Origin of the sequence: Microcoleus sp. Pol12A5, assembly GCF_036701435.1 — a bacterium.
Classification (GTDB): Bacteria; Cyanobacteriota; Cyanobacteriia; order Cyanobacteriales; family Microcoleaceae; genus Microcoleus.
Genome location: NZ_JAUBQU010000040.1, coordinates 13,944 through 36,610, shown reverse-complemented (window position 1 = coordinate 36,610; position 22,667 = coordinate 13,944). Strand labels below are relative to the sequence as shown.

The window sequence follows — 22,667 nt, the reverse complement described above, 5'->3', positions numbered from 1 at the left end:
TATAAAAATTTTGCATAATTGCTTCAGTGATTAGGGCGGGAGTACCAACAGCAAAGCTACCTATTTAATCCAAGTTTCTCTAGCATTTATATTTTCTTTCTGCATGATATTTGTTTAACTAACTGCAGAGGGCGTAGAGAATCTAGAAAATAGAGAAAGAGGAAAAGAGAGATGTTCACAATTCCTGCAAGGGTTGTTATAGTTACAACTGGTAGCCAGTAATTATCAACAAAATACTAACTCACAAAATTAATGTTGCCAAGTACATCTAATTATTTGCTCAAAAATGGTCGCGTACCCGCGTCTCTTCTAGAGATGAAATCGCTCGCGCCCTCAGCTTCTACTGGGGCGACAACGGGGAGTGAGAACAATTTTTGTTTGGTGGATATCGAAATTGCAGCGGGTACGATCGCCCAAATTATGCCAGTAGGTACAAAACCTGTATCCTCCTCTGGAGATATCTCAGTTGTAGATTTGCAGGGCGGCTTAATCTGGCCTTGTTTTGTGGATATGCACACCCATTTAGACAAAGGCCACATTTGGGAACGATCGCCCAATCCCGATGGAACTTTTGCCAGCGCGATCGAAGCAGTGTGCGCTGATGCCAAAAAAAACTGGAATGCAGAGGATGTTTACCGGCGAATGGAATTTGGCCTAAAGTGCAGCTACGCCCGCGGAACCAAGGCCATCCGGACTCACATCGACAGCGCGGGCGAACAGGGAACCGTTAGTTTGGGAGTATTTGAAGCGCTGCAAGCCGAATGGGGCGATCGGCTGATCTTACAAGCAGCTTCCCTGGTTTCCCTCGACTATTACCTGACACCCGCAGGCGAAAAATTAGCCGATCGCATTGCCCAAATTGGCGGCATTCTCGGCGGCGTCGCCTATATGAACCCCGACTTAGACAAACAACTCGATCGAGTTTTTGCCTTAGCCAAAGAACGAAATTTAAACCTCGACTTCCACACCGACGAAAACGACGATCCAGAATCAGTAACATTGCGGGAAGTCGCAAAAACCGCCATCCGCCATGAATTTTCCGGTCAAATTATCTGCGGACACTGCTGTAGTTTAGCCGTACAACCCTCAGATTTAGTAACAGAAACTCTGGAATTAGTCAAGGAAGCAAATATCGGCATTGTCAGCTTGCCGATGTGCAACCTTTACTTGCAAGACCGAGAATCTCAGCATACACCGCGCTGGCGGGGAGTGACACTGCTGCACGAACTCAAAGCAGCAGGAATTCCCGTTGCAGTTGCTAGCGACAATTGTCGCGATCCGTTTTACGGATTTGGCGACCATGATGTTTTGGAAGTTTTTAATATGGCAGTCCGCATCGCTCATTTAGATAGGCCTTATGGAGACTGGCCCTGTGCAGTTACAAAGACTCCAGCCGATTTAATAGGATTGCCGAATTTAGGACGAGTTGCAGTGGGTTTACCTGCAGATTTGATTTTGTTTAAGGCGCGGAATTTCAGCGAATTGTTATCTAGAGCGCAGGGCGATCGCACAGTTTTGCGGCAGGGCATTAAAATTGATACAACTTTGCCCGATTACCGCGAACTCGATGATTTATTAGCAACTTAAATCTGACATCCTGCATCAATCTCAAGAACAGGCATCTTGTCTGTTCCACAAAAGATGAATTTTCTTTATACTCGTTACTAGGCTCTGCCTGGTAACGTATATCTGGAGGCTCTGCATCCAATTTTCCTGGCCGTAATGCGAGGCAGAGCCTCTAAATCTCGGTTCCCAGGCAGAGCCTAGGAAGCAGTTAATTTTTAGGTAAGCTGTGCAGTGCCTAAGCTACATTTAGATGTTCTACACAACTATTATTATTGTCAATTTGCGACTAATTTGATATAAATATAAAAGCTAATTTTATTGAGGATGTTTTAAGTGAAAGCAGTTATTTTATTGTCGGGAGGGCTGGATTCCTCAACAGTTTTGTATCAAGCCAAAGCCGACGGCTGCGAGTGTTACGCGATTTCCTTTGACTACAAGCAAAGGCATCGGCGGGAGTTGGAATCAGCAAGGGCGATCGCACTTGGTGCAGGCGTTAAGGCACATCAGATAGTAAACTTTGACCTGACGCTTTGGGGCGGTTCCGCTTTGACGGATAATGAGATGGAATTGCCGATCGATCGCAATCTTGCAGAAATGTCCCAAAACATCCCAATTACCTACGTTCCTGCTAGAAACACGATCTTTCTCAGCTTTGCCCTCGCCTACGCAGAAACTCTAGAAGCCGAGCGCATTTACATCGGTGTCAACGCTTTAGATTATTCTGGATATCCCGACTGCCGCCTCGATTACATCCAAGCCATGCAGGAAGTATTTCGGTTAGGAACAAAGCAGGGTCGAGAAGGAAATGCTATTAATATTGTAACACCTTTGATCGAACTTAAAAAAACAGAAATTATTCAATTAGGCAACAAATTAGGAGTACCTTGGGAGCAAACTTGGTCTTGCTACGCAGGCGGGGAAAATGCCTGCGGCGTTTGCGATTCTTGTCGGCTGCGGCGGGCGGCTTTTGAGGAATTGGGGCTGAAAGATCCGGTGGCTTATGCTTAAACTGTATTCCGAGTCGGCGGTTGAAATTGCTTCTCCCTCAACTCTCGTTTCTCTCTAAGAGACTAAAGAATAAACGGGGTTGCTAACTCAGATTTGGTATAAAAAGTTGCCCTATTTCGATAGCCCTTTTCATCAAAATCTTAATGAGAAAATTTTCCCACACTACTCAACCCGCTATTCTTTCGACCTTGCCCCACAACTTCCTCATCCGCTGCTGCAACTGCACTCAAAGCTCGATCGCCCGCAGCCCCTTCCAACAAGTGAATTTGAAGTTGATCCAACCGCGGCCCGGACACAGAAACAACCGTAAGTTCTACGTTGTCGCCGCGCCAAACTTCCCCCACAGCCGGCATTCTTTGCAACTGATAGCTCAGAAAACCTCCGATTGTCTGATATTCGTCAGTTACTGGCAAATCCAAATTCAATATTTGATTCACATCATCTACATTTAACTGCGCTTGCACTAAATAAGTGCGATCGTCCAATACTTGCAAAGCAATTTCTTTACTGTCGGGTGACTCGTAGCTGCGGCCGATAATTTCCGCAATCAAATCCCTCAGCGTCACTAACCCGGAAATGCCGCCAAATTCATCAACTACGATCGCAATTTCTTCCGACGAACTCTGCATCAAAGGCAGCAGTTCCCCCAGCAGCATCATCTCCGGCACAAACCTCACCGAATCCATCCAAGGTAAAATTGGCGTGTCGGGAGATAGCAAACCTTCAGCTAGGGGTTTTGCAAGTTGTTTGAAGCCAATAATCCCAATAATGTCGTCTAAAGAATCTCCCGTCACGGGATAGCGGGAATGGTGAGAAATCGCCATTTCGTCGAGCAAAGTTTGAAAGGTTGCTGTCTTGGGAAGTGCAACAATGCTAGGCCTCGGCACCATTACTTCTTCTACCCAAACTTCGCCAAATTCAAACACGTTGTTGAGCAATTCTCGCTTTTCAGCTTCCAAGCCGCTCGATTCGCTGGAAGTAGCTATAATTAATTGCAGTTCTTCGGGAGTAACCGGGCGATGCCTTAGATCGTATTCGATGCCCGCAAACCGCAAGAGCGATCGAGTAGATTGATTGAGAAACGACACAAAGGGCTTGAACACACGGGCAATCAATAAACTCGGAGGTCCTAAAGTTCTGGCTAGCTGTTCGGAATACAGTAACGCTACAGATTTGGGAAAGAGTTCGCCCAGTACGATTTGCAGGTAAGCTAGCAACAAAAAAGTTACTATTGAGATGCTAAAAGAATGGGCGATCGCCGACTTGATGTAAATTGGCAGCGGCAAATAGCCGATAGACATTCGGACTAGCACGGCGATCGTACTTTCCCCAATCCAGCCGAGAGCTAAACTAGAAAGAGTGATTCCCAACTGCATTGTCGAGAGCAATCGCTCAATACTTTGCTGCAAAGATTGCACAGTTAAAGCTGCAACGTCGCCAGCTTCCACTAACTGATTGATGCGCGATCGGCGTACCGTCACCATCGAAAACTCAGCCGCCACAAAAAAAGCATTAATCGCAATCAGCAACAGCACTGACAGCAACCGCGACAGCACCTCTGTCGAACTCATCGCGGGTAAATCAGATATCTCCTGCACTCTCGCCCCTAAAAGTGACACAATGCTCCCTAAAAAAACTTTCTCGATCAAACCTGAGAATCCCTCTACAGGTTTGGTCTTCTTTTATTTTACTTCGCCACTGGAATGCCAGATATTTGCAACTGAAGTTTTTGACCTGGATAATCTGTCAGCGTCAGCGAAACTTCTTTAGCATTTTCCAGCAAAGCTGTGGGAATACTCACCGTACCGTAAAACACCTGCCCGTTGGGGGGGAGTTCCGACGGTAAATCCTCGGCAGTCGCGCTCAGGGCCCGGCCGCGATCGTCAGTGACGTTCAAGAAACTGTAGAGAAACCTCACAGCTTGCGAGCCTTCATTTTTCATGCTCACGTCTAGCAGCATGGAATTGTTGCGCTGACTGGCCGCGCTCACTTCCAGGGTTATTCCCCCGTCGCGACTGTTCAGAGGAAACTTGGCGCTAGCATTTTGTGCAGCGGGTTTTTTGGCTGCGGCTGGTTTAGAGCTTGCCTTCTCTGTTTTAGTATTTGCCCCGGCCGTTTTTTCGGGATCGCGACCTTCTATCCGTGCTTTGACGGTTGTGAGAATGTCTTTTTCTTTCAAAATGCTCACTTGGTCTTTGCTAGCCGTCGTTCCAGGCTTGCCGCTGCCCGCATTGTTGCTGGGACGAACATCGGGTTGAGTCGTTCCTTGCAAGGCTTCGCGACCTATAGTAAATCCCCAAACAGAACTCGTCACGCCTGCTCCAAACATTAGAGCGAGCAGAATTAGAGTCAGCACTACCGTCGAATTCACTGCCATTGCCTATAAGTTTATGCCGAGCCCTAGAAACTGCTTTGTCCGGTCGATCGGCTCCAGCACATTGGCTAACAGGCGATCGGGACTCAGCAGGTCTAAAGATTTTGATTTTTGTTCTCTAGTTCTAGCACGGACTGGGAAATTATGTTATACTTCATTTTCAGTTAGATCGAAGAAATCGATTTAACGGCAGTTGGCCGAGCGGTTTAGGCAGCGAACTCATAATTCGCCCCAGGCAGGTTCAACTCCTGCACTGCCGATTTAAAATCAATCACGACGCTCCCCCCGTGAACCCAAAACCGGGTTTATTCCCTCGACGCATGGGAGGCAAGAAACCGGGTTTCTACTAATTTTTACGTTGAGTAACGATAAATATACGTAGAAACCCGGTTTCTGAGGTCGCAAGTGCGAGCGCGGCAAACTAGACATTTGATCGATCGACTCCTTGCAGAGATATCTTGGCTCCGCGCGCGTCCATCGCACTTGCGACCTCAGAAAATTATGATTCCAATGCCAACGGAAACGATCGGTAGATCCACCTAATTAAACGAAAAATACGGATCGCGCTCAAGCTTGCTGTGTAAGTCTTCTTCCTTCTTCCTTCTACTTATCAACTCTTAATTAACTCTACTCCGTCGCGCCCGTCGAGATCTTGAACGTAAACCTTAACTTGTTCTTCCTTTGCAGTCGGCAACTTTTTACCCGTAAAATCCGGCTGAATCGGGACTTCTCGGTGGCCGCGATCGACTAATACCGCTAACCAAATTTTCTCCGGCCGCCCGTAATCGTTGACCGCATTCAAAGCCGCTCGACTCGTTCTGCCTTTATATATAACGTCATCTACCAACACCACAGTTTTGCCCGTCAAATCGAAAGGAATTTCTGTTTTAGCCGGTGTCCGCATCGCAACTCGATCCAAGTCATCTCGGTAAAAGGTAATATCTAAAGCGCCCACGGGTACTTTGACTTGTTCGAGAACTTCAATTTGATCTGCCAAAATTTGAGCTAAAGGCACTCCTCTACTATGAATCCCCAACAACACTAACTCCGAGGGATTCCCTGATTTTTCGACAATCTGGGAAGCGACGCGGGTGAGAGTGCGCCTCACTTCATCAGGGGATAAAATTTGGATAATTTTAGTCATGGGTTGCTGCGAGCTAATTGTTGGCTGTTGGCATATCGAACAATTTGAGATTTGAGATTTGAGATTTGAGATTATTGACTTGACAGATGAATCTGGGGGTTTGAACTCAAGTCAAAACTTTTTTTGGTGCTGTCGGTGGCGGATCTCTGTCTTCTGCAGGACTTACCCCGAACGGATGAAAAGCAGATGCTGCGATTGCTTAGGCGAGGACTAACAATCACAGAAATAAGTTATTTATGCCTCCTGGACTGTTCGGCTGAGGTCATCAGTTAGCGGCTCAAACCTAATAAGGTATAAAAAAGCAATGATAGTCCCAACCAAATCAGAAAGCAATACCGAGTTAATTGCAATGCTTGGCAAATTAGCGGCGCTGTGATAGGGTATACCGGCTCGCCTAATAACGGTTTGTGTTTGATAACTCCGCGATAGGAATTAGTACCTCCTAGTTGCACTCCCAAGATGGCGGCGTAAACGCACTCGCTCCAACCGGAATTGGGACTGGCATCTTTAACAGCATCTCTCTGACAAATTTGCCAAATGTAAATCGGTTTGCCAGATATAACGGCTAAAGTAATCACTGTTAGCCGGCAAGGAATCCACGTCAGCACGTCTTCTAGTTTGGCGCTAAACCATCCTAAATCTGTGTATGGCGCTTCTTTGTAGCCGATCGTAGAATCTAATGTGCTGGCTGCTTTGTAAGCGATCGCCAAGGGGACTATAGCACTCGCACACATCGAGTTAGGATCGATCGGCGAACCGGTAACACTTAATAATAGATGCGGCAGAGCGAACCCAAGTAAGGCATAAAATAGCGGTGCTGTCACGCCATCGACTGCATTCTCTGTTACAGTTTCTAACAATGCTCGCAGAATTTCTGACTCGGATAAGTTTTCGGTATCCCTGCCGACGTAAAGGCTCAACCTTTCTCGCGCCTTGACTAAATCTCCAACATTTAAAGGTGCTAGCACGTCCTCTGCAGCCGCCCTCAAACTGCGACCTGCAAAACAGCTTGCCAGCAAAATCGTCTGTATGGCAATACCTAAAAGAGGATGCACCCAACTAGCAGCTTGGACGATCGACCAACTGACAGTATAACTGCCTACAATCAGCCCGATCGCTAGTATTGTACCAGCACATCGTAGCAGCAGTTTGTGCTGCTCGCCAGCGGGACGATCGCCAGCAGGAGGCATTTTGCCTGCGGGATTATTCCATATATTAAAGACAAGTCGAGTATAGCGGTCGATCGCCCAACCCATCGCCTGCACGGGATGCGGCCAACCCCAAGGATCGCCGATCGAATAATCCAACACCGCAGCTAAAATCAAAACAGGAAATTCATGCGGCATCATTATATATTTTGTCAAACTTGATAGTCCATCCGGCCAGGAGCGAGCGTCAGGGTAGCGCAGGTTTTAAGTGCTGCTACCTTTGGACACTTTAATTTTTTAGCAGCAATTTTAACTGCTGAGATTACTTTCGTCGCGGAGCAAGTGTACGTTCTCCTCCCAATTAACACCGTCAAAGGGTAGAATCTCAAAGTGTTTGATGGCATCGCCGTCAAGACAGCGGACGTTGACATCGAATTGATCGGGATGCGATCGGGGGCGATAGAACGAGTGAATGCCGCAAATTCGGCAGAAAGTATGTTGAGCAGTTCCTGTATTAAATGTATAGGTGGTCAAAACATCTTGGCCACTGAGCAAGGTAAAACGTTCCGGCGGCACAATGAGGTGCAAAAATCCCTTCTTTTTGCAGATAGAGCAGTTGCAATCTGATGCTTCGTGTTTGTCAACGGCGACACGGAAGCGGACAGCTCCGCAGTGACAGCCGCCAAAGTAAGTAACAAGTGTTGCGTCCATGTGTGATTGCTGGCGATCGAATGAATGAACTTACCATTTAAATGATAAAGCTAGTTTCTTCCCCAAGAGCCGCTTGCCAACTGCGGACATCATAGTATAAGTCTTCGAGGGAAATACTGTACAGCGCTTCGGCAAGTTTTTTGTGCAATCGGTTCCACAAACTGAATGTTACCCAGTCCTCTGCTTGCGTCGCATCTGGAAAATGTCGAGGTAAAGGTTCAATAGTTTCACCTACAGCCTCTAAGATTTGTCCTAAAGAGATTTGAGCTGGCTGGCGGGCTAATTGATATCCTCCTTGGGCACCCCGAACAGATTGGACTAAACCGGCTCGTCGCATTTCAATCAGCAATTTTTCTAGATACGGAGCGGGTAACTCCTGTCGCTTCGCTATCGATTTCACCGATGTCGGGCCAAAGCGAGGTTGCAAACTTAGATCCAGTAATGCTTTGACACTGTAGTGTCCGCGTGTGGTTAACTTCATGGGATTTTAAGAGCGGGGCAAATATTCAGCTAGCTGATAGCTGATAGCTTACGCTACCGAGTTTAGAGATTGCTCGCACCGGCTGCAGCTACTCCTCAAGAAAGACTACAGGTTGTTAAAAATATTTAGATAATAGTGGTTAACAATTGAGCCGATCGGTGTAATATGGTTTTACGACCAGCTATAAAGCTAAAGTTTCTTGGTCAAACCAAAAACCAACCGAGAAAAAATCCGTACACCAGTTGAATATTTCAGGACTCAGTAAATGGCTAAAAAGAAAAATATCGAACCCCTTGAAGGCGAAGATCTGATCAAAAAGGTCAAAGACCTAGAGAACCTTACCAAGGAAGAAAAAGCTAGAGCCTGTGGCTACTACACCGTTACTAAGAACGGCGTAGAACGGGTCAACATGATGAAATTCCTGAATGCGCTGATTGATGCAGAAGGCATTCAGCTAGACGGGAAGCAAAACGGCAATGGACGCGGCGGACGCTCTGCCAGCTATCGGATTAGCGTTCAATCTAACGGCAACTTACTGATTGGAGCCGCCTACACCAAACAAATGGAACTCCAGCCGGGAGATGAATTTGAAATCTCTCTGGGACGCAAGCACATTCACCTGCGCCAAATCGATAGAGAAGAAGAAGAATCCTAGGCTTTTACGACTTGCTTTGACTTCTTGCTTGAACTGGTTGGTTTGGCTTCAAGCATTGACTGCAAGCAGAGAATTGGCTCGGAAATCTTTCTGTGAGCCTAAAACAGTATGGCTTCTATAGATGGCAATGGCTGGACAAAAGCCACTGCCACTACTTTATATTTTCCGAGAATACCTATTCTCGCCCCTCGCTATATCCGTGTGGACAAGCGGGGGATTTTCCGCGTACCTGTTAAAGAGAAGTTCTGCCACCAATTGTGTACGGGGTTTAACGGATGTAATTGATGGATGTTCTGTCGCCAATTGTGTACGGGATTTAACGGATGTAATTGATTAACTGAAGAGGTTTGAAGGAAGAATTAGGTTTGGTTGAGCTAGGAAATCCACCAAAGCAAGAAAATGGCTGAGGTATTCTCAGCTAACAGTGCGTCATACCAGTTGAAAAAAAAGAATGCAACTGTAGCCAAGCTCGAAAGCACGAGCTTAATCATTAATTCCCAATTATTTGACCTAAAATTTAAAATCTAAAATCTAAAATTGTATAAGTCTCGTGCTTGCTCCTGATTTGTGTCTGTGTGGGAGGGGTTTTGAGGTCCAGGAAACACCTCGATCGCCCGTAAGTGAAATTACAGGCTGGAACAGTTAAAGTGTTAGGGAGCAATTAGTCATCAGCCTATGCCGTTGCCCCGATTCGCCAGTAAAACTTCTCAACACCAAACAAAAATCTCCCTGCGTCACCTTCTAGTGGCCTCTTTTGTGCTGCAAATCGTCGCAGCAGTCGGGATTGTCGGGTATCTGTCATTTCGCAACGGAGACAAAGCAGTCGAAGAGCTCGCCCAGAACTTGATCGCGGAGACGGGAAAGAGAGTTGAAGAAAAGCTGATTTCTTTTTTTGAACATACCCAGTGGGTAAATCAACTTAACGCTGAAGCCATCGAGCGCGGTGAATTAAATTTACAGTTAGAAAAGCCGCAGCCTCGGGGAGAGAAGTTCCTGTGGCTGCAAATGCGATCGTTTAAAAGCATTCAATGGATATCCTTCGGTGCTGAAAAATCAGGAGAATATCTCGGCATTTGGCGCAACCCCACGGATAACAGCTTGCAAATTGTCGTGGCGAACAAGTCTAGCAAGTCTCAGAACATATACTACGCTACAGATGCCCTAGGAACTCGCACCGCTAAATTAAAGGTAGAACCCGGAGTCTACGATGCCCGCCTCCGGCCCTGGTACAAAGAAGCTGTCGCAGCTAACAAGCCGATTTGGACGAGCATTTATCAAGGTTTTACTCCTGGGAATGTTTTTATTGCTGCCAGCCAACCGATTCGCGATCGAAAGGGTAAATTGCTGGGAGTTAGTGCAGTACACTTTTCGCTCTTGGAACTTCAGCAATATCTCCATCGCATCAAGTTTAGCAAAACCGGACAAATTTTCGCGATCGAACGATCGGGCTTGCTGGTTGCCAGTTCTAGTCAAGAATCACCCTTTAGAAAGATGCCAAGAAAGCAGCAAATGCAGCGGCTGAATGTTTTAGACAGCCAAACTCCTGTCATTCGCACCGCAGCTAAATATTTGTACCAACACTTTGGGGACTTGGACGACATTAAGCAGCCGCAGCAACTCAAATTTAGTCGAGACGGGCAGGAATATTTTGTGGAAGTGCTGCCGTTTTCTGATGTTTACGGTTTGAACTGGCTGATTGCGATCGCAGTTCCCGAATCCGATTTCATGGGGCAAATTAACAAAAATACCCGCACTACAATTTTACTTTGTTTGGTGGCGCTACTGCTATCGACAATTGCTGGAGTGCTGACAGCTAGGTGGGTAACACTGCCACTGCTGCGGCTCAACGAAGCAGCTAAAGATATTGCCGCCAGAAAGTTCGATCGCGCTGTTAGCGTCAGTAGGCTGGAGGAAGTCGGCGAATTAGCCGAGTCTTTTAACGAGATGGCAGCTCAACTGAAACAGTCTTTTCAAGCTTTGGCAGAAAGTGAAGAAAAATTTGCCAAGCTGGTAGAAAATTTGCCTCTTGGAGTGTCGGCGATCAATCCGCGTGGCGCAGTTATTTTCATCAATTCGGCGGGAGAGCAAATATTGGGTAGGGGAGAAATGCCCGATGCTACCGCACAAGAGCTACCACAAGCTTATCAAATTTATATAGCAGGCACTAATCAACTCTACCCGGCCGAGCAAATGCCGTTTGTGCGGGCGTTGAGTGGCTTCGAGGTGATTGCTGAAGATATGGAAATTCGCCGAGACGGGAAAAATATTCGTTTGGAAGTGCGAGCGCTGCCGGTGTTTGACGGTGCGGGGAATATCCTTTATGTTCTTACTGTTTTTAAAGATATTACGGCTCGCAAACACGCAGAGCAAATATTGGCTGACTACAACCGTACCCTCGAGATTGAAGTAGTCTATCGCACGATCGAGCTAGCCTCGATCAATGCCCGCTTGCAGCTCGAAATTGAGGAGCGCAAGCAAGCTGAAAAAATTATCCGTCAAGAGCGGGACTTTAACTTAAAGATTATCGAAAATTCTCCGATTTTTTTTGTGGCGATCGACTCTGAGGGTAAAATCCTGCTGGCGAATAACAGTATGCTGGAAGCTGTGGGCTATACTGCCACAGAAGTTGCAGGTAAAGATTACTTAGCTACATTTGTACCCCCAAGCGATCGAGCCGGATTACATTCGATTTTTACGGGCGTAACAGCGCGGGAGCAAACGGTTAACGAACATCGCATTCTCACTTCGGACGATCGAACTTTGTTAGTCGAGTGGTACGGCACACCGGTACTCGACGAAGGTGGCAGCCTGGATTTCTTGTTTGGATTTGGGATTGATATTGGCGATCGCAAACAAGCACAATTAGCCTTGCAAAAAAGCGAAGCTCTGTTTCACAAATTAGCCAACACTGTTCCCGGAGAGCTTTACATATTCGTGCAGCATCCCGACGGCTCAGTCAAGATGGAATATATCAGCCCTCTGTGCCGAGAAATTCAAGAATTAGAGCCAGAGGAAATCCAGAACAACTCTGCTTTACTCTACGAACAAATGCACCCGGACGATCGCTCCAGTTACTTAGAGGCACTTGTCAAAAGTGCCACCGATCTAGAACCATTTTCCCACGAGTGGCGGATTGTGACGGCATCGGGAAAACTCAAATGGCTGCAAGGTTATTCTCGACCAGAATTGCGCGAAAATGGAGATATTGTCTGGCACGGCATAATCATTGATACGAGCGATCGCAAACAAGCAGAACAAGAACTCCAACAAGCCAAAGAAGCCGCAGAAGCTGCCAACAAAACTAAAAGCCTTTTTCTCGCCAACATGAGCCACGAATTGCGAACCCCCCTCAACGCCATTCTCGGCTTCGCTCAATTAATGGAACCAAGCGCTAATTTAACTTTGCCGGAAAAAGAAAATATCAAAATTATTCGCCGCAGCGGAGAGCACCTGCTTCAAGTGATCAATCAAGTCTTAGACTTATCTAAAATTGAAGCGGGGCGCATGAAACTCAACGCCAAACTTTTTGACTTGTACCGCTTGCTGGAGGACGTGCAAAATATGTTTCAGATTCCGGCGACAAATAAAGGATTGCAATTAATTATTGACTGCTCTCCCGATGTTCCCCAATACGTGCAAAGTGATGATGTCAAGTTGCGACAAGTGCTGATTAATCTCTTAGATAATGCAATTAAATTTACCCAATTTGGTTCTGTTTCAATCACAGTATGGCAAAATGAATCAGGACTAATTAGCCCTACAAAAAACGATTGTTTAAATACTGCGGAACATCAAGAAATAGTTTTTATTTGCTTTGAAATAGCCGATACAGGAGTTGGGATTTCCCCGGAAAAGTTAGAAAGTATATTTGAATTATTGGTGCAAACTTCCTCAGAAAAGAAAGTTCAAACAGGTACGGGTTTAGGATTAAACATCAGCCGCGAGTTCATAAGATTAATGGGCGGCGACATTACTGTAGAGAGCGAATTGGGACAGGGGACAGTCTTCACGTTTGACATTCAAGTTGTTACCGCAGCGGGTGCTGGTGAAGTCATCAATAAATATGTTGAAGTCAATGATTTACCGCAAAGTTCAAGTATGGTACAAAAAAAAATATCTGATAGTGCTGCAATATTTACTACGCTGGACTCCAAGCCAAAAGTTCCCCCAGAATGGACGAGCAATCTAAAACAGGCCGTCCGTGAGGCCGACTTCGACTTGATTGCCAGAACTATTGAGGAAATCGGCAGCGATAATGATGTTTTTGCGGAAGTTCTGATGAATCATCTATATAATTTTGATTATCAAAAAATTATAGATTTGATTAATGAAATTGAGCGGTAGAGTGTGCCGAAGATTAACTGATACAGCCTTTCTCAGTAACAGTACGGTACGGTTGAGAATGGTCAGGTAATCAGTAGACAAGAGTGCCTAAATTTTGGATTAATAGACAAACCGCAGATTAAGGCAGATGAACAAAGATTAACACTGATAATTTCAAGATCTGCAGGGTATTTGCAATAGATATGGAATTGCTCACCCGCGTACCTCACGAAAGTTGAGAAAGACTATATAATAATTATCATTCTTGATGGGAGCTTAATAATTTAGTCAGTATTTAGTCAGTCCTAGACGCAACTGGCACCTTAAAAATCTTTAACTATTGTGACAGTTGCGTCCAGGACTATTTGTGTTTGAATGTGACTTTTTTGAAGCTATTGTTAACCCCCCCGATCGCCCTTTTGGTAAGGGGAAATCGAGGGGGTTAACTGTTATACGATTGTCGATTGTCGATTTTCGATTGAAGAATGGGGAATGACTGAGAACTACCAGAGTTTGAAGCACGGGGCTACAGTTGCATTTTTTTGGGGAAACTGGTGTTATTGGTCAAGTATCTGAGAAGATCAAGCAGGGTTTGCTTCGGCTCGTCTTTGTAGTAGGCGGGCAATTTCAGCTTTTTCTACAAGTCCGACGAGGACACCATTTTCGCGAATGACGGGGAGTTCTTGTACTTTAAGTTGTTCCAAAAGGGTGACGACTTCGAGGAGGGATAATTCTGGTTTGACTGTTGTGGAAAATTCGATCGGCTTCAGAAGTTCTTTGACTAAAACTTGGGGCCAAGTTCCGGTAGGAATGGTTTTGAGGTCGTCTAAGTCGATCGCCCCTACCAATTGTCCTGCATCATCGGTAACTAGGAACCGACGCCAGGTATGAGCGCTACCGATCACGTAGTTGTTGGCAAATTCTCTGAGGGACAAGTCTTGGGAGACGATCGGACTTTCGGGCGTCACAGCATCTGCGGCTGTCAGGCCTGCCAGTTGATTTTGGACTGTGGCATATTGGGCAGATTGACCGGCATTTTGCAGTAAGAACCAACCGATTACTAGATTCCAAATATTGCCGAAGATGCCTGTAGCAATGGCAATCCAACCTATTATCTGACCGACGCGGCTAGCAAAAATTACACCTTTGTAAGGGTTGCCGGTAATTTTCCAGACGATCGCTTTTAGGATGTTGCCGCCATCGAGGGGCAAACCGGGAATTAAGTTAAATAAGGCTAGAACTAAGTTGATGGAAGCTAAAAGTCCGACGATGGCGGCGGCGGGGCCTGTGAGACCAGCACCGATGCCGATCGCTGTTAACAAACCGGATAACAATAAGCTGACCAACGGGCCGGCAATGGCTACCCAAAATGCTTCTGCGGGGGTTTTAGATTCTCTATCTAAATTAGCTAGTCCGCCAAACAGAAATAGCGAAATCGATTTCACGCCAATTCCCTGTTTTATGGCTACCCAACTGTGTCCTAATTCGTGGGCCAAGACGGAAGCAAATAACAGTAACGCTGTGAATAATCCCAGCATCCAGGGCGCTACGGGGCCCAATGTGGGAAACAGGGCAGCTAATGCGCCGCCGTACTGCCAGGTTACTAAACCCAGAACTAAAAACCAAGATGCGTTGACAAAGAAGGGAATCCCAAACAGGTTGCCGACGCGAAATGTACCGTTCATAATGGCTACCTCTGATTTTACGAATGAGAGGTTTTTCTCTCTGTCTCCTTATCGTAACGAAAGGTAACGGCGATGTTAATGCTTAAATTAGGGTGTTATCCGTCTGTGGAGGTTCGGTTTGCGGAATAATTACCGCCGACTGCTGTTTGACCCGCTAGGGGTTAAAAATCCTTATCTCAAAACGGAAGTTCTTGCTATGAGGCTTGAGGAGGATATCTGTTTTAGTTTTCTGTCGGTTTTAACTCAAATCTTGCACCTCTTTGATGAACAGGCAAGGTGCCTGTTCCACAAAAATTAAATTTTCTTGTGGGCCGTTGCTCCTAGCCGGCCCATAAAAGCTTTATTGAGAATGGTGCAACATTTCTGTTTTAACTGAATGCAAGATTTGAGACGGAGAAGGAATTCCCGGCGGACTATTACACCTGTGGCAAGATCTCAGTTTCAAGCAGGTTTAACTATAATGACTTACCCTAAGAATAGTTTCGATCCTAATAATTATGCCAGAATCCTTTTTGCTCGGTCGGCTGCTGCTGCAATTTAACAGCGAAGCGGCTGATATTATTACAGACTTATCCGCTGTTGTTTTAACTCCCGACGGCAATTTGTGGCTGGGTTCAGATGAAACGACTTCGATCGAGCGTTTGTCGCCTGTCGCGCCTCATATTTTTGGAGAACATCAAAGATTTGCGATCGCAGATTTTCTCGAACTTTCGGGAGAATGCGAAATCGATATCGAAGGAATTGATTTCTGCAGCGATTATCTTTGGGTGGTCGGTTCTCACAGCACAAAACGCAAAAAAGCTAAAGGCAAAAACCCCGAAAAAGACATTGAAAGATTAGCACAAATCGAGACAGAAGTCAACCGCTATTTGCTGGCGCGCCTTCCTATGAAAGACGGAATGTTGTGCGAGTCAATTTCCCATTCAGACAATCAAAGAGAACAGAAAGTTGGATGCCTTCAGCGGACAGAAACGGGCAATTTGCTGACAGATGCGCTCAAAGATGACAGCCACCTCGGTCTATATTTATCTGTGCCGATTCCGAGTAAAGAAAATGGCTTTGATATTGAAGGGTTAGCGGTGCGGGGCGATCGTATTTTCCTCGGTTTGCGGGGGCCGGTGCTGCGGGGTTGGGCAATAATTTTAGAGATAGAAGTTGAAGAGGCAGAACCGGGAGTTTTAAGGCTTAAGGCGATTGGGGAAGGAGAGAAATTTTACAAGAAACATTTTGTTGATTTGAACGGTCTGGGCGTGAGAGAATTGTGCTGGAATGGGGAAGATTTGATTGTTTTAGCCGGGCCGACGATGACGTTATCTGGAGAGATGAGGGTGTGTCGGTTAAAGGGAATTTTAGGGCGATCGGGCGACAGTATTACTGGACAAGATGGGGGAGATTTGGAGGTATTGTTTGACTTGCCTTTTAAGGTGGGGGCGGACAATGCTGAGGGGTTGTCGCTGTTTTCGTATTTGGGTGGGCAGAATTCGCTGTTAGTGGTTTACGATTCGCCGGATGCGGGGAGAATGGTTGAGGGAAATTCTATTTATGCGGATATTTTTAGGTTGGGTTTGTAGTGAGGAAATGAGTCCGAGCAAGTTTTGGTGAATCAGGAATAAGGACTAAAGTCCTGACTACAAACAGATGCAAAATTAAGTTAATTGTCGATCGCATCCCTCCGCCGCTGGCTGTAGCGTTTCAATTCATCAATTAAGTGAGTATCGTTAGAAGCTGTTCTCGCGCCCGCTTCCGCCGCCCAGCGCTTCAAATCTTCAATTTGCGATCGCGCGATCGCAGCTAGAGGTACAGTATCCTCGATCGACCTCAAAATATCCTCCGTCATCAAATCCCGGCGCTGTCCGTTTACAAACGTTCCAAACGCCCGATACAATCCATCTATTACAACTTGCTCGATTTCTGCACCGCTAAAATTCTCAGCGCGTTTCGCCAAAACCCCCAAATCAAACTCGCGCAATCTAGTCGGCCGCAAACGCTGCAAATGCACTTTAAAGATATCTTGCCGTTCCGATTCTGAGGGCAAATTCAAAAAGAAAATTTCATCAAATCTGCCCTTTCTCAGCAACTCTGCCGGCAAAATCCTGACGTTATTTGCAGTTGCGACGATAAACACCGGACTGGTTTTTTCCTGCATCCAAGTGATCAAACTGCCGAATACCCGGCGCGAAGTTCCCGAATCGCCGTCGCCACCGCTGATAATGTTGCCGAAGGCTTTATCTATTTCATCGATCCACAAAACGCAAGGTGCGATCGCCTCTGCCAATTGTATCATTTGCCTGACGCGGCTTTCGCTTTCCCCGACAATGCCACCAAACAGCCTCCCGGTATCCAACCGCAACAGCGGCAAACGCCATTCGGAAGCAATAGTTTTCGCCGATAAAGATTTGCCAGTACCTTGAATTCCTACTAACAAAACCCCTTTAGGATTGGGTATTCCGTAGCGTCGCGCCTCGTCAGTAAAAGCATCTTGCCGCATCTTTACCCACTGTTTCAAATTCTCCAATCCGCCCACACTTTTGAGGGATTCTCGGGAATTGAAAAATTCCAAAATTCCCGTCTGGCGAATTGCTTGCTGTTTCTCCTCCAAAACTCCATCAATATCTGACTCGTTAATTTGTTGTTTTGCCGCCAAAGCTTTAGCCAAAACCCGCCCGATTCGAGCCCGGCTCAAACCCTGACAAGCTTTAACCAACTGTTCTCTTGCTAACCCGCTAACTTGCAACTGTTGTGGCTTTTCCACAACGTGGGAAATTAAACTGTCGATTTCTTGGACGTTGGGCAAAGGAAAATCAATTACTGTTACTTCTTCTTTCAATTCCTCCGGCAATTCCAGCGTGTGAGAAGTAAGAACTATAGTTTTTTTGCTGCGCTTCAATTCTCGCGTTAAATTCCGCAATTCTCGCACTACCGCCGCGCTTTTTTCGCTGTAGGGATATTTCAAAATTGGGTGCAAATCCCGCAGTACAAATATGGTATATTCTTCAACAGCAGTTTTGCTGACGCGATCGAGCGCCGCCATTACCGAACCTTTCCCAGAACCGTTATCCTCCCAGCCGCGCACAAGATCCCAGAACAACACCCGGCGCGCGGGAGTTACTTGCAGTGCTACTTGGGCAATTACGGCTTCGACCGGTTCCTCCTCCGCGCTGACAATGTACAGCAGCGAATAGCGGGCGCGAATCATCAAATCTAGTCGCTTTACCAGTGGGTCGAAATGGTTATTTTTACTGCCATTGACAGCCTCTAATTCTTTGGATTTGGGGTAAGTATCGGTCATTTTATTTGGTATTTTAGAGTAAAATTAAACTTTATTAATTTTTTTTGCAGTACGGATTTTAGTCTTTTAAATAAAATTAACACAACTAAAGGTTTTCCATAAGGACTTGAGTCCTTAACAACTATTGAACCAGACTAAAGTCCGTACTGCAAATGTTAAAACTATAACAGAATAGTACGCAATTGACTACTTAGCAACTTTTCGAGCTTGTTTAACCATTTCAATGAGAGTGTGGTGAGCATCTTCGGCGTCTTTTAAAGTGCGATCAAAATTTACTCTAACAGGCACTGTTTCGTCGTTGACTTTAGCGCTTAAATCCATACCGTTGGCATCAATAGCGAGCATTTGAGCTTCCGTTGCCTGCGGTTGGTCGCCAAATGCTTGAGCATATAGCACGACAGCACTCGCGTGGTCTTCGTTCATGTGAGTGCAGATGCGATCGCTAATCTCAGTGGAAAACGGTTCTGACATGGGAGATTCCTCAGATGCAATATCGATCGATTGTACTGCGATCGGTACAAAGTTTTCAACCGCGATGAATTGCCTCAAGATTTATCCGTGACAACTAACTAAATTATATCCGCGTTAATCGGCGTTCATCTGCGGTAAAAAATCCAATCATTCAACTACAATGATAAAATATTACTTTCTCAATAGAGGGTACTCACATGAACAACTCTAGCGCTTATATCGAACTACTCAAAACATTTCCTCCCCGACGCATAACTGCTGAGTAGGAATTAATTGTAACTCAAAAAGCGATCGATTCTCTGTGGAACAAAGGCGAACTGACTTCAGACGAACGCGACTATCTAAACGTACTTAGAACTCTAGTTTATGAATGCGAGCATACTTGAGAACCCATACCTGACATTTATGGAATAGAACTGTTAAAAGCTTTGATATAAGAATTTAGCCTTAGACAAAAAGACGTAGTTTCTATTTTGAAAGCCGAGTATATTGTCTCAGATATATTTCATTAAAAGCGTCAACTTACAACAGAACATATACAAAAAATTGCAGGTTTTTTCGGTGTCTCGTTGGCTATTTTCTTTCCACTGCATCCAACACCTAATAACTCGCAATGAGTAAAAATGGCGTCTACACAAACATAAATTTTATGGCCGATAGAATTCGCGTCTGCACAAACAAAGTCCGCCTTCGCGGACTGAAATAAAAAAGACTAAATTCCGTGTAAGGTGCGCAATGCGAACCCTACAAATCTGGTGTAGTAGAAGGTGCGCAATGCGCACCCTACGAATGATGAAATACGAATCATTTAACTTGCCAAAAACTACCTAACTAAAAGATCGATCGTCAAAAGGCAATTCATCAAACTGCGAATCAATATCAGCCTCAGAATTCGCAACAGGGGAATTAGCGCGAGATGCCGGCGGCTTTGCTGAATGCACCTTTGCTACTGGTAACTTTGTTGCAGATTCCGATTTCTGTAGGTTAACTACCGGCAACTCCCCGCCATTTTCTCCATTTTTACCCGTTTGATTCCACAACATCATTCCCAGCAAACCATCAACCAAACCGCCACCGCTACCGTTGCCTGTTACCGCAACATCCGGCACAACTCGCACTTTGCGATCGCCTATAATTTGCATTAACTGCAAAGCCGTATAACCGGAACCTCCCAAAGCCACAACACCCGCGCGATAAGCTTCAGCTTGAGCATTTCCCTTCACGCGAATCGACTCTGCTTCGCCTTGAGCTTGTTTCACCTGAGAATTTGCTTTCAACTCAGAAATCTTCACGCCTTGTTCGGATTTGACCATCTCTTGTTGAATCTCAGCCAGCGCCGTTTCCCGCACCAATTGTTGCCGCTGAGTTTGTGCTAATTGCTGCACCTCATAAGTCTTGCACTGTTCCTCAGCAATTTTGCGATCTGTTTGAGTTTGCATCAACTCTGCTGGCGGCAAAATATCCCCGATTAAAGTATCAATTGCCTGCACGTCGTAGGTACGCAAAGCTGCTTTGATATACTCGGCGGCTTCGGCTTGCCTGCCGCTTCTTGCCGAGAGAAAATCTAATACAGAATAAGCTTGAGCAGAATTGCGGAAATAATTCCCAATTGTCGGCTGCAAAACGTGGTCTACTAAATTCTGCATCGAACCGACGCGGGAGATGACTTTCGGAGCATCCAAAGCGCCGACGTGAATAATCTGAGCTACTTCTAAATCAAAGGCAAAACCGTCTTGAGAACGTACGGTTAAAGACGAAAGTTTAGAATCGTAACTGTGCCTTTCCGTTTTGCCCGACCAATTCAATACTATGTTAGTAGTCGGTACTAACTCTACTTTCAAAATGCGCGTATTCAGCGGATGTTTTCCCGGATAAAGAGGAGTTACCCACACGCCTTTATTGCCGACATTTACTAAATTTCCGTGAGTGAAAGCAGCGCCACTCACATCTTCTGAGGTTTTGCCTACATAAGAAATAACCGCGCCGACATAGCCGATCGGGATTTCCGTCATCGGTACTTGTTCCACCCCGACAAACCAAGGATTTAAGTTCCAAGAACCGGAAAGCAAAACCTGTTCCTGCAAGCCGCGCCGCCCGCCGCCGCTGATAAATTTCTGTGCGTTTTGGAAGTTGTCGTGATTCGGAATAATCGGCCCTGCAATTTCTCCATCTTGGATCGGAACGCCGTCATAAGTTGTCACAACTCCCACTTTATCGGGAGCAATTTTGTACAGTTTCAACTGTTCCGCTGTCATCCCGTGTTTGGGAGCATTAGCTGCTGTAATTACCGTAAATAATGCTGTATTTATCCGATAGCTACCGCCCGTGAGAAGGCCGAGTTGGCGACCTTTTTCTCCACCGCTTTTAAGAAATTTGCGAGCATCTTGAAAATTGTCGCATTCTGTGATTTTGCCTAGGATGCGCTGCGGCGGAATCGACTCCCCGGCGGCGGCGATAATTAAAGCAATTTCACCTTGGGGAACCACAGTTAGAGACTCTTTGCGAACGTTGTACTGCAAAGGCCAATAACCCCAGTGCCAACCGGGGGGCAAAGTATCAGCTTGATATCCAGCTTCTCCGTTTAAGGCAATTAAATCTCCGGGGGGTAAAGACTTGCCGCCGAAGCTAAACTTTTTACTGACAATTCCGACTTCACGATCGCCAATTACCACCAATCCGCCAAAAAATAGCGGCAGCACCAGAATAATTATCATACCGCCGATCGCGATCGGGATAAATCCGCCGGGATCGAGCTGCATTGTTTGCACGGGAACAGTGCTGCGTAACTGCCCTAGCTGCAAGCTAGAATCAGGTTTTGCGGCTAGCTGAGTCGAGGTTTGATTTGCGGGGGGGATATTGCTAGCCGCTAATACTGGCGAGGGTTTCAAACTGGTTATTGCACTGAGGGCTAAAGACGCCGAAACAGCCGCTGCAAACTGTTTTAAAACGCGGACTTTGACTTGAGATTTGGACAAAAATGAATAAAGCATTTTTTTGATCGGGGCTAATTTGTCCTAGGAGTTCCAGCTTAGCCTTACTAAAAAGTTTTTACATAAAACTTAAGGTCTTATTTATCATTATTTGCGGTCATAATAGTCATATTTCTCAGTAAAAAAAATACTGCTCATTAAACTACAGGCTGACAATCCCCCGTTTTAATGCGGAAATCGCGGCCTGCGTGCGATCGCTAACTCCCATCTTGCTCAAAATATTGTTGATGTGAAACTTGACGGTGCTTTCGCTGATGTGCAAAACTTCACTAATCTCGCTGTTGCTTTTACCAGCGACTATGAGGCGGATGACTTCTAATTCGCGATCGCTCAATTCAGGCCCACTCAGGCGATCGGCTAACTTAACACCCACTGCCAGCGGAATGTACTTTTTACCCTCAAAAACAGCCCTAATTGCTGCTAAAAGCTCCTCTGGTTCCGCATCCTTCAGCAGATAGCCCTTAGCACCAGCTTGCAATCCGCGATAGATGTTTTCATCGCCGTCATAAGTCGTCAGCACCACAATCCGGGCGCTGGGAAACTCCGCACAAATCGCAGCAATGGCGGCGACTCCATCCATCACCGGCATCCGCCAATCCATCAGCGTTACATCGGGCTGATGTTGGCGGAACATTGTCACAGCTTCTTCGCCGTTGCTTGCTTGCGCCACAACTTTAACATCTGATTCCTGCTCCAGCAGTGCCACTAAACCTTGCCGCACAATATAATGATCGTCGGCAATTAAAACGCGAATAATATTTGATTGGTTAATCATGTTTACCCTGTTAATTTTATCAAAAAAAACGAAAGTATCACTACAAA

General features: G+C 45.9%; 16 protein-coding genes and 1 tRNA gene. 6 read left to right on the top strand and 11 right to left on the bottom strand.

Annotation, left to right across the window (positions count from 1 at the left end; translation table 11 throughout):
• The first annotated feature begins 252 nt into the window (after nucleotides 1–252).
• Nucleotides 253–1,587 carry a cytosine deaminase gene (locus QUA45_RS13365; RefSeq protein ID WP_333095390.1) on the top strand — a complete coding sequence of 445 codons (1,335 nt, stop codon included), beginning with the start codon at nucleotides 253–255 and terminating at the stop codon, nucleotides 1,585–1,587.
• A gap of 312 nt (nucleotides 1,588–1,899) precedes the next feature.
• On the top strand, nucleotides 1,900–2,574 hold the full coding sequence (gene queC / locus QUA45_RS13360; RefSeq protein WP_333095391.1) for a 7-cyano-7-deazaguanine synthase QueC: 675 nt from the start codon (nucleotides 1,900–1,902) through the stop codon (nucleotides 2,572–2,574).
• 140 nt (nucleotides 2,575–2,714) lie between these two features.
• Here queC and QUA45_RS13355 read toward each other — a convergent pair whose 3' ends face one another.
• Nucleotides 2,715–4,193 carry a hemolysin family protein gene (locus QUA45_RS13355; RefSeq protein ID WP_333147066.1) on the bottom strand — a complete coding sequence of 493 codons (1,479 nt, stop codon included), beginning with the start codon at nucleotides 4,191–4,193 and terminating at the stop codon, nucleotides 2,715–2,717.
• A gap of 68 nt (nucleotides 4,194–4,261) precedes the next feature.
• Nucleotides 4,262–4,951, bottom strand: coding sequence for a hypothetical protein (locus QUA45_RS13350; protein WP_333095393.1), 690 nt, complete (start codon nucleotides 4,949–4,951; stop codon nucleotides 4,262–4,264).
• Between the two features lie 184 nt (nucleotides 4,952–5,135).
• Between QUA45_RS13350 and QUA45_RS13345 the strand changes: the two genes are divergently transcribed.
• Nucleotides 5,136–5,208, top strand: a tRNA-Ile gene (locus QUA45_RS13345).
• A 350-nt stretch (nucleotides 5,209–5,558) separates the two neighbouring features.
• Here the strand turns inward: QUA45_RS13345 and pyrR are convergent.
• The 4 genes from pyrR to QUA45_RS13325 all read right to left on the bottom strand — a co-directional run bounded on the left by pyrR (nucleotide 5,559) and on the right by QUA45_RS13325 (nucleotide 8,432).
• The gene (gene pyrR / locus QUA45_RS13340) at nucleotides 5,559–6,092 is read right to left on the bottom strand and encodes a bifunctional pyr operon transcriptional regulator/uracil phosphoribosyltransferase PyrR (protein WP_333095395.1); all 534 of its coding nucleotides are present in this window, start codon (nucleotides 6,090–6,092) and stop codon (nucleotides 5,559–5,561) included.
• A 269-nt stretch (nucleotides 6,093–6,361) separates the two neighbouring features.
• Nucleotides 6,362–7,441 carry an adenosylcobinamide-phosphate synthase CbiB gene (gene cbiB / locus QUA45_RS13335; protein WP_333221035.1) on the bottom strand — a complete coding sequence of 360 codons (1,080 nt, stop codon included), beginning with the start codon at nucleotides 7,439–7,441 and terminating at the stop codon, nucleotides 6,362–6,364.
• A 108-nt stretch (nucleotides 7,442–7,549) separates the two neighbouring features.
• Nucleotides 7,550–7,951, bottom strand: coding sequence for a GFA family protein (locus QUA45_RS13330; RefSeq protein ID WP_333095400.1), 402 nt, complete (start codon nucleotides 7,949–7,951; stop codon nucleotides 7,550–7,552).
• A 37-nt stretch (nucleotides 7,952–7,988) separates the two neighbouring features.
• Complete coding sequence (locus QUA45_RS13325) at nucleotides 7,989–8,432, bottom strand: Rrf2 family transcriptional regulator (RefSeq protein ID WP_190656033.1); 444 nt, start codon at nucleotides 8,430–8,432, stop codon at nucleotides 7,989–7,991.
• Nucleotides 8,433–8,697: 265 nt separating this feature from the next.
• Here QUA45_RS13325 and QUA45_RS13320 point away from each other — a divergent pair, with 265 nt between their 5' ends.
• A complete protein-coding gene (locus QUA45_RS13320) occupies nucleotides 8,698–9,087 on the top strand; it encodes an AbrB family transcriptional regulator (protein WP_015179394.1) in 390 nt (129 codons plus the stop codon).
• Between the two features lie 756 nt (nucleotides 9,088–9,843).
• Nucleotides 9,844–13,431, top strand: a complete 3,588-nt coding sequence (locus tag QUA45_RS13315; RefSeq protein WP_333221033.1) for a PAS domain S-box protein — start codon at nucleotides 9,844–9,846, stop codon at nucleotides 13,429–13,431.
• Between the two features lie 560 nt (nucleotides 13,432–13,991).
• Here QUA45_RS13315 and QUA45_RS13310 read toward each other — a convergent pair.
• Complete coding sequence (locus QUA45_RS13310; RefSeq protein WP_333221031.1) at nucleotides 13,992–15,095, bottom strand: site-2 protease family protein; 1,104 nt, start codon at nucleotides 15,093–15,095, stop codon at nucleotides 13,992–13,994.
• 497 nt (nucleotides 15,096–15,592) lie between these two features.
• On the opposite strand from QUA45_RS13310, the gene QUA45_RS13305 reads away from it, so the two are divergent.
• Nucleotides 15,593–16,666, top strand: coding sequence for a DUF3616 domain-containing protein (locus tag QUA45_RS13305; protein ID WP_333095409.1), 1,074 nt, complete (start codon nucleotides 15,593–15,595; stop codon nucleotides 16,664–16,666).
• A gap of 80 nt (nucleotides 16,667–16,746) precedes the next feature.
• Here the strand turns inward: QUA45_RS13305 and QUA45_RS13300 are convergent, their stop codons facing one another.
• From QUA45_RS13300 to QUA45_RS13285, 4 genes are all read right to left on the bottom strand, one after another.
• Nucleotides 16,747–18,384, bottom strand: coding sequence for an AAA family ATPase (locus QUA45_RS13300; protein WP_333221029.1), 1,638 nt, complete (start codon nucleotides 18,382–18,384; stop codon nucleotides 16,747–16,749).
• A gap of 186 nt (nucleotides 18,385–18,570) precedes the next feature.
• Nucleotides 18,571–18,933 carry a DUF2470 domain-containing protein gene (locus QUA45_RS13295; RefSeq protein WP_333095413.1) on the bottom strand — a complete coding sequence of 121 codons (363 nt, stop codon included), beginning with the start codon at nucleotides 18,931–18,933 and terminating at the stop codon, nucleotides 18,571–18,573.
• Nucleotides 18,934–19,682: 749 nt separating this feature from the next.
• On the bottom strand, nucleotides 19,683–21,845 hold the full coding sequence (locus tag QUA45_RS13290) for a flotillin family protein (RefSeq protein WP_333221027.1): 2,163 nt from the start codon (nucleotides 21,843–21,845) through the stop codon (nucleotides 19,683–19,685).
• Nucleotides 21,846–21,987: 142 nt separating this feature from the next.
• Complete coding sequence (locus QUA45_RS13285) at nucleotides 21,988–22,617, bottom strand: response regulator transcription factor (RefSeq protein ID WP_333095426.1); 630 nt, start codon at nucleotides 22,615–22,617, stop codon at nucleotides 21,988–21,990.
• Between the last annotated feature and the right edge of the window lie 50 nt (nucleotides 22,618–22,667).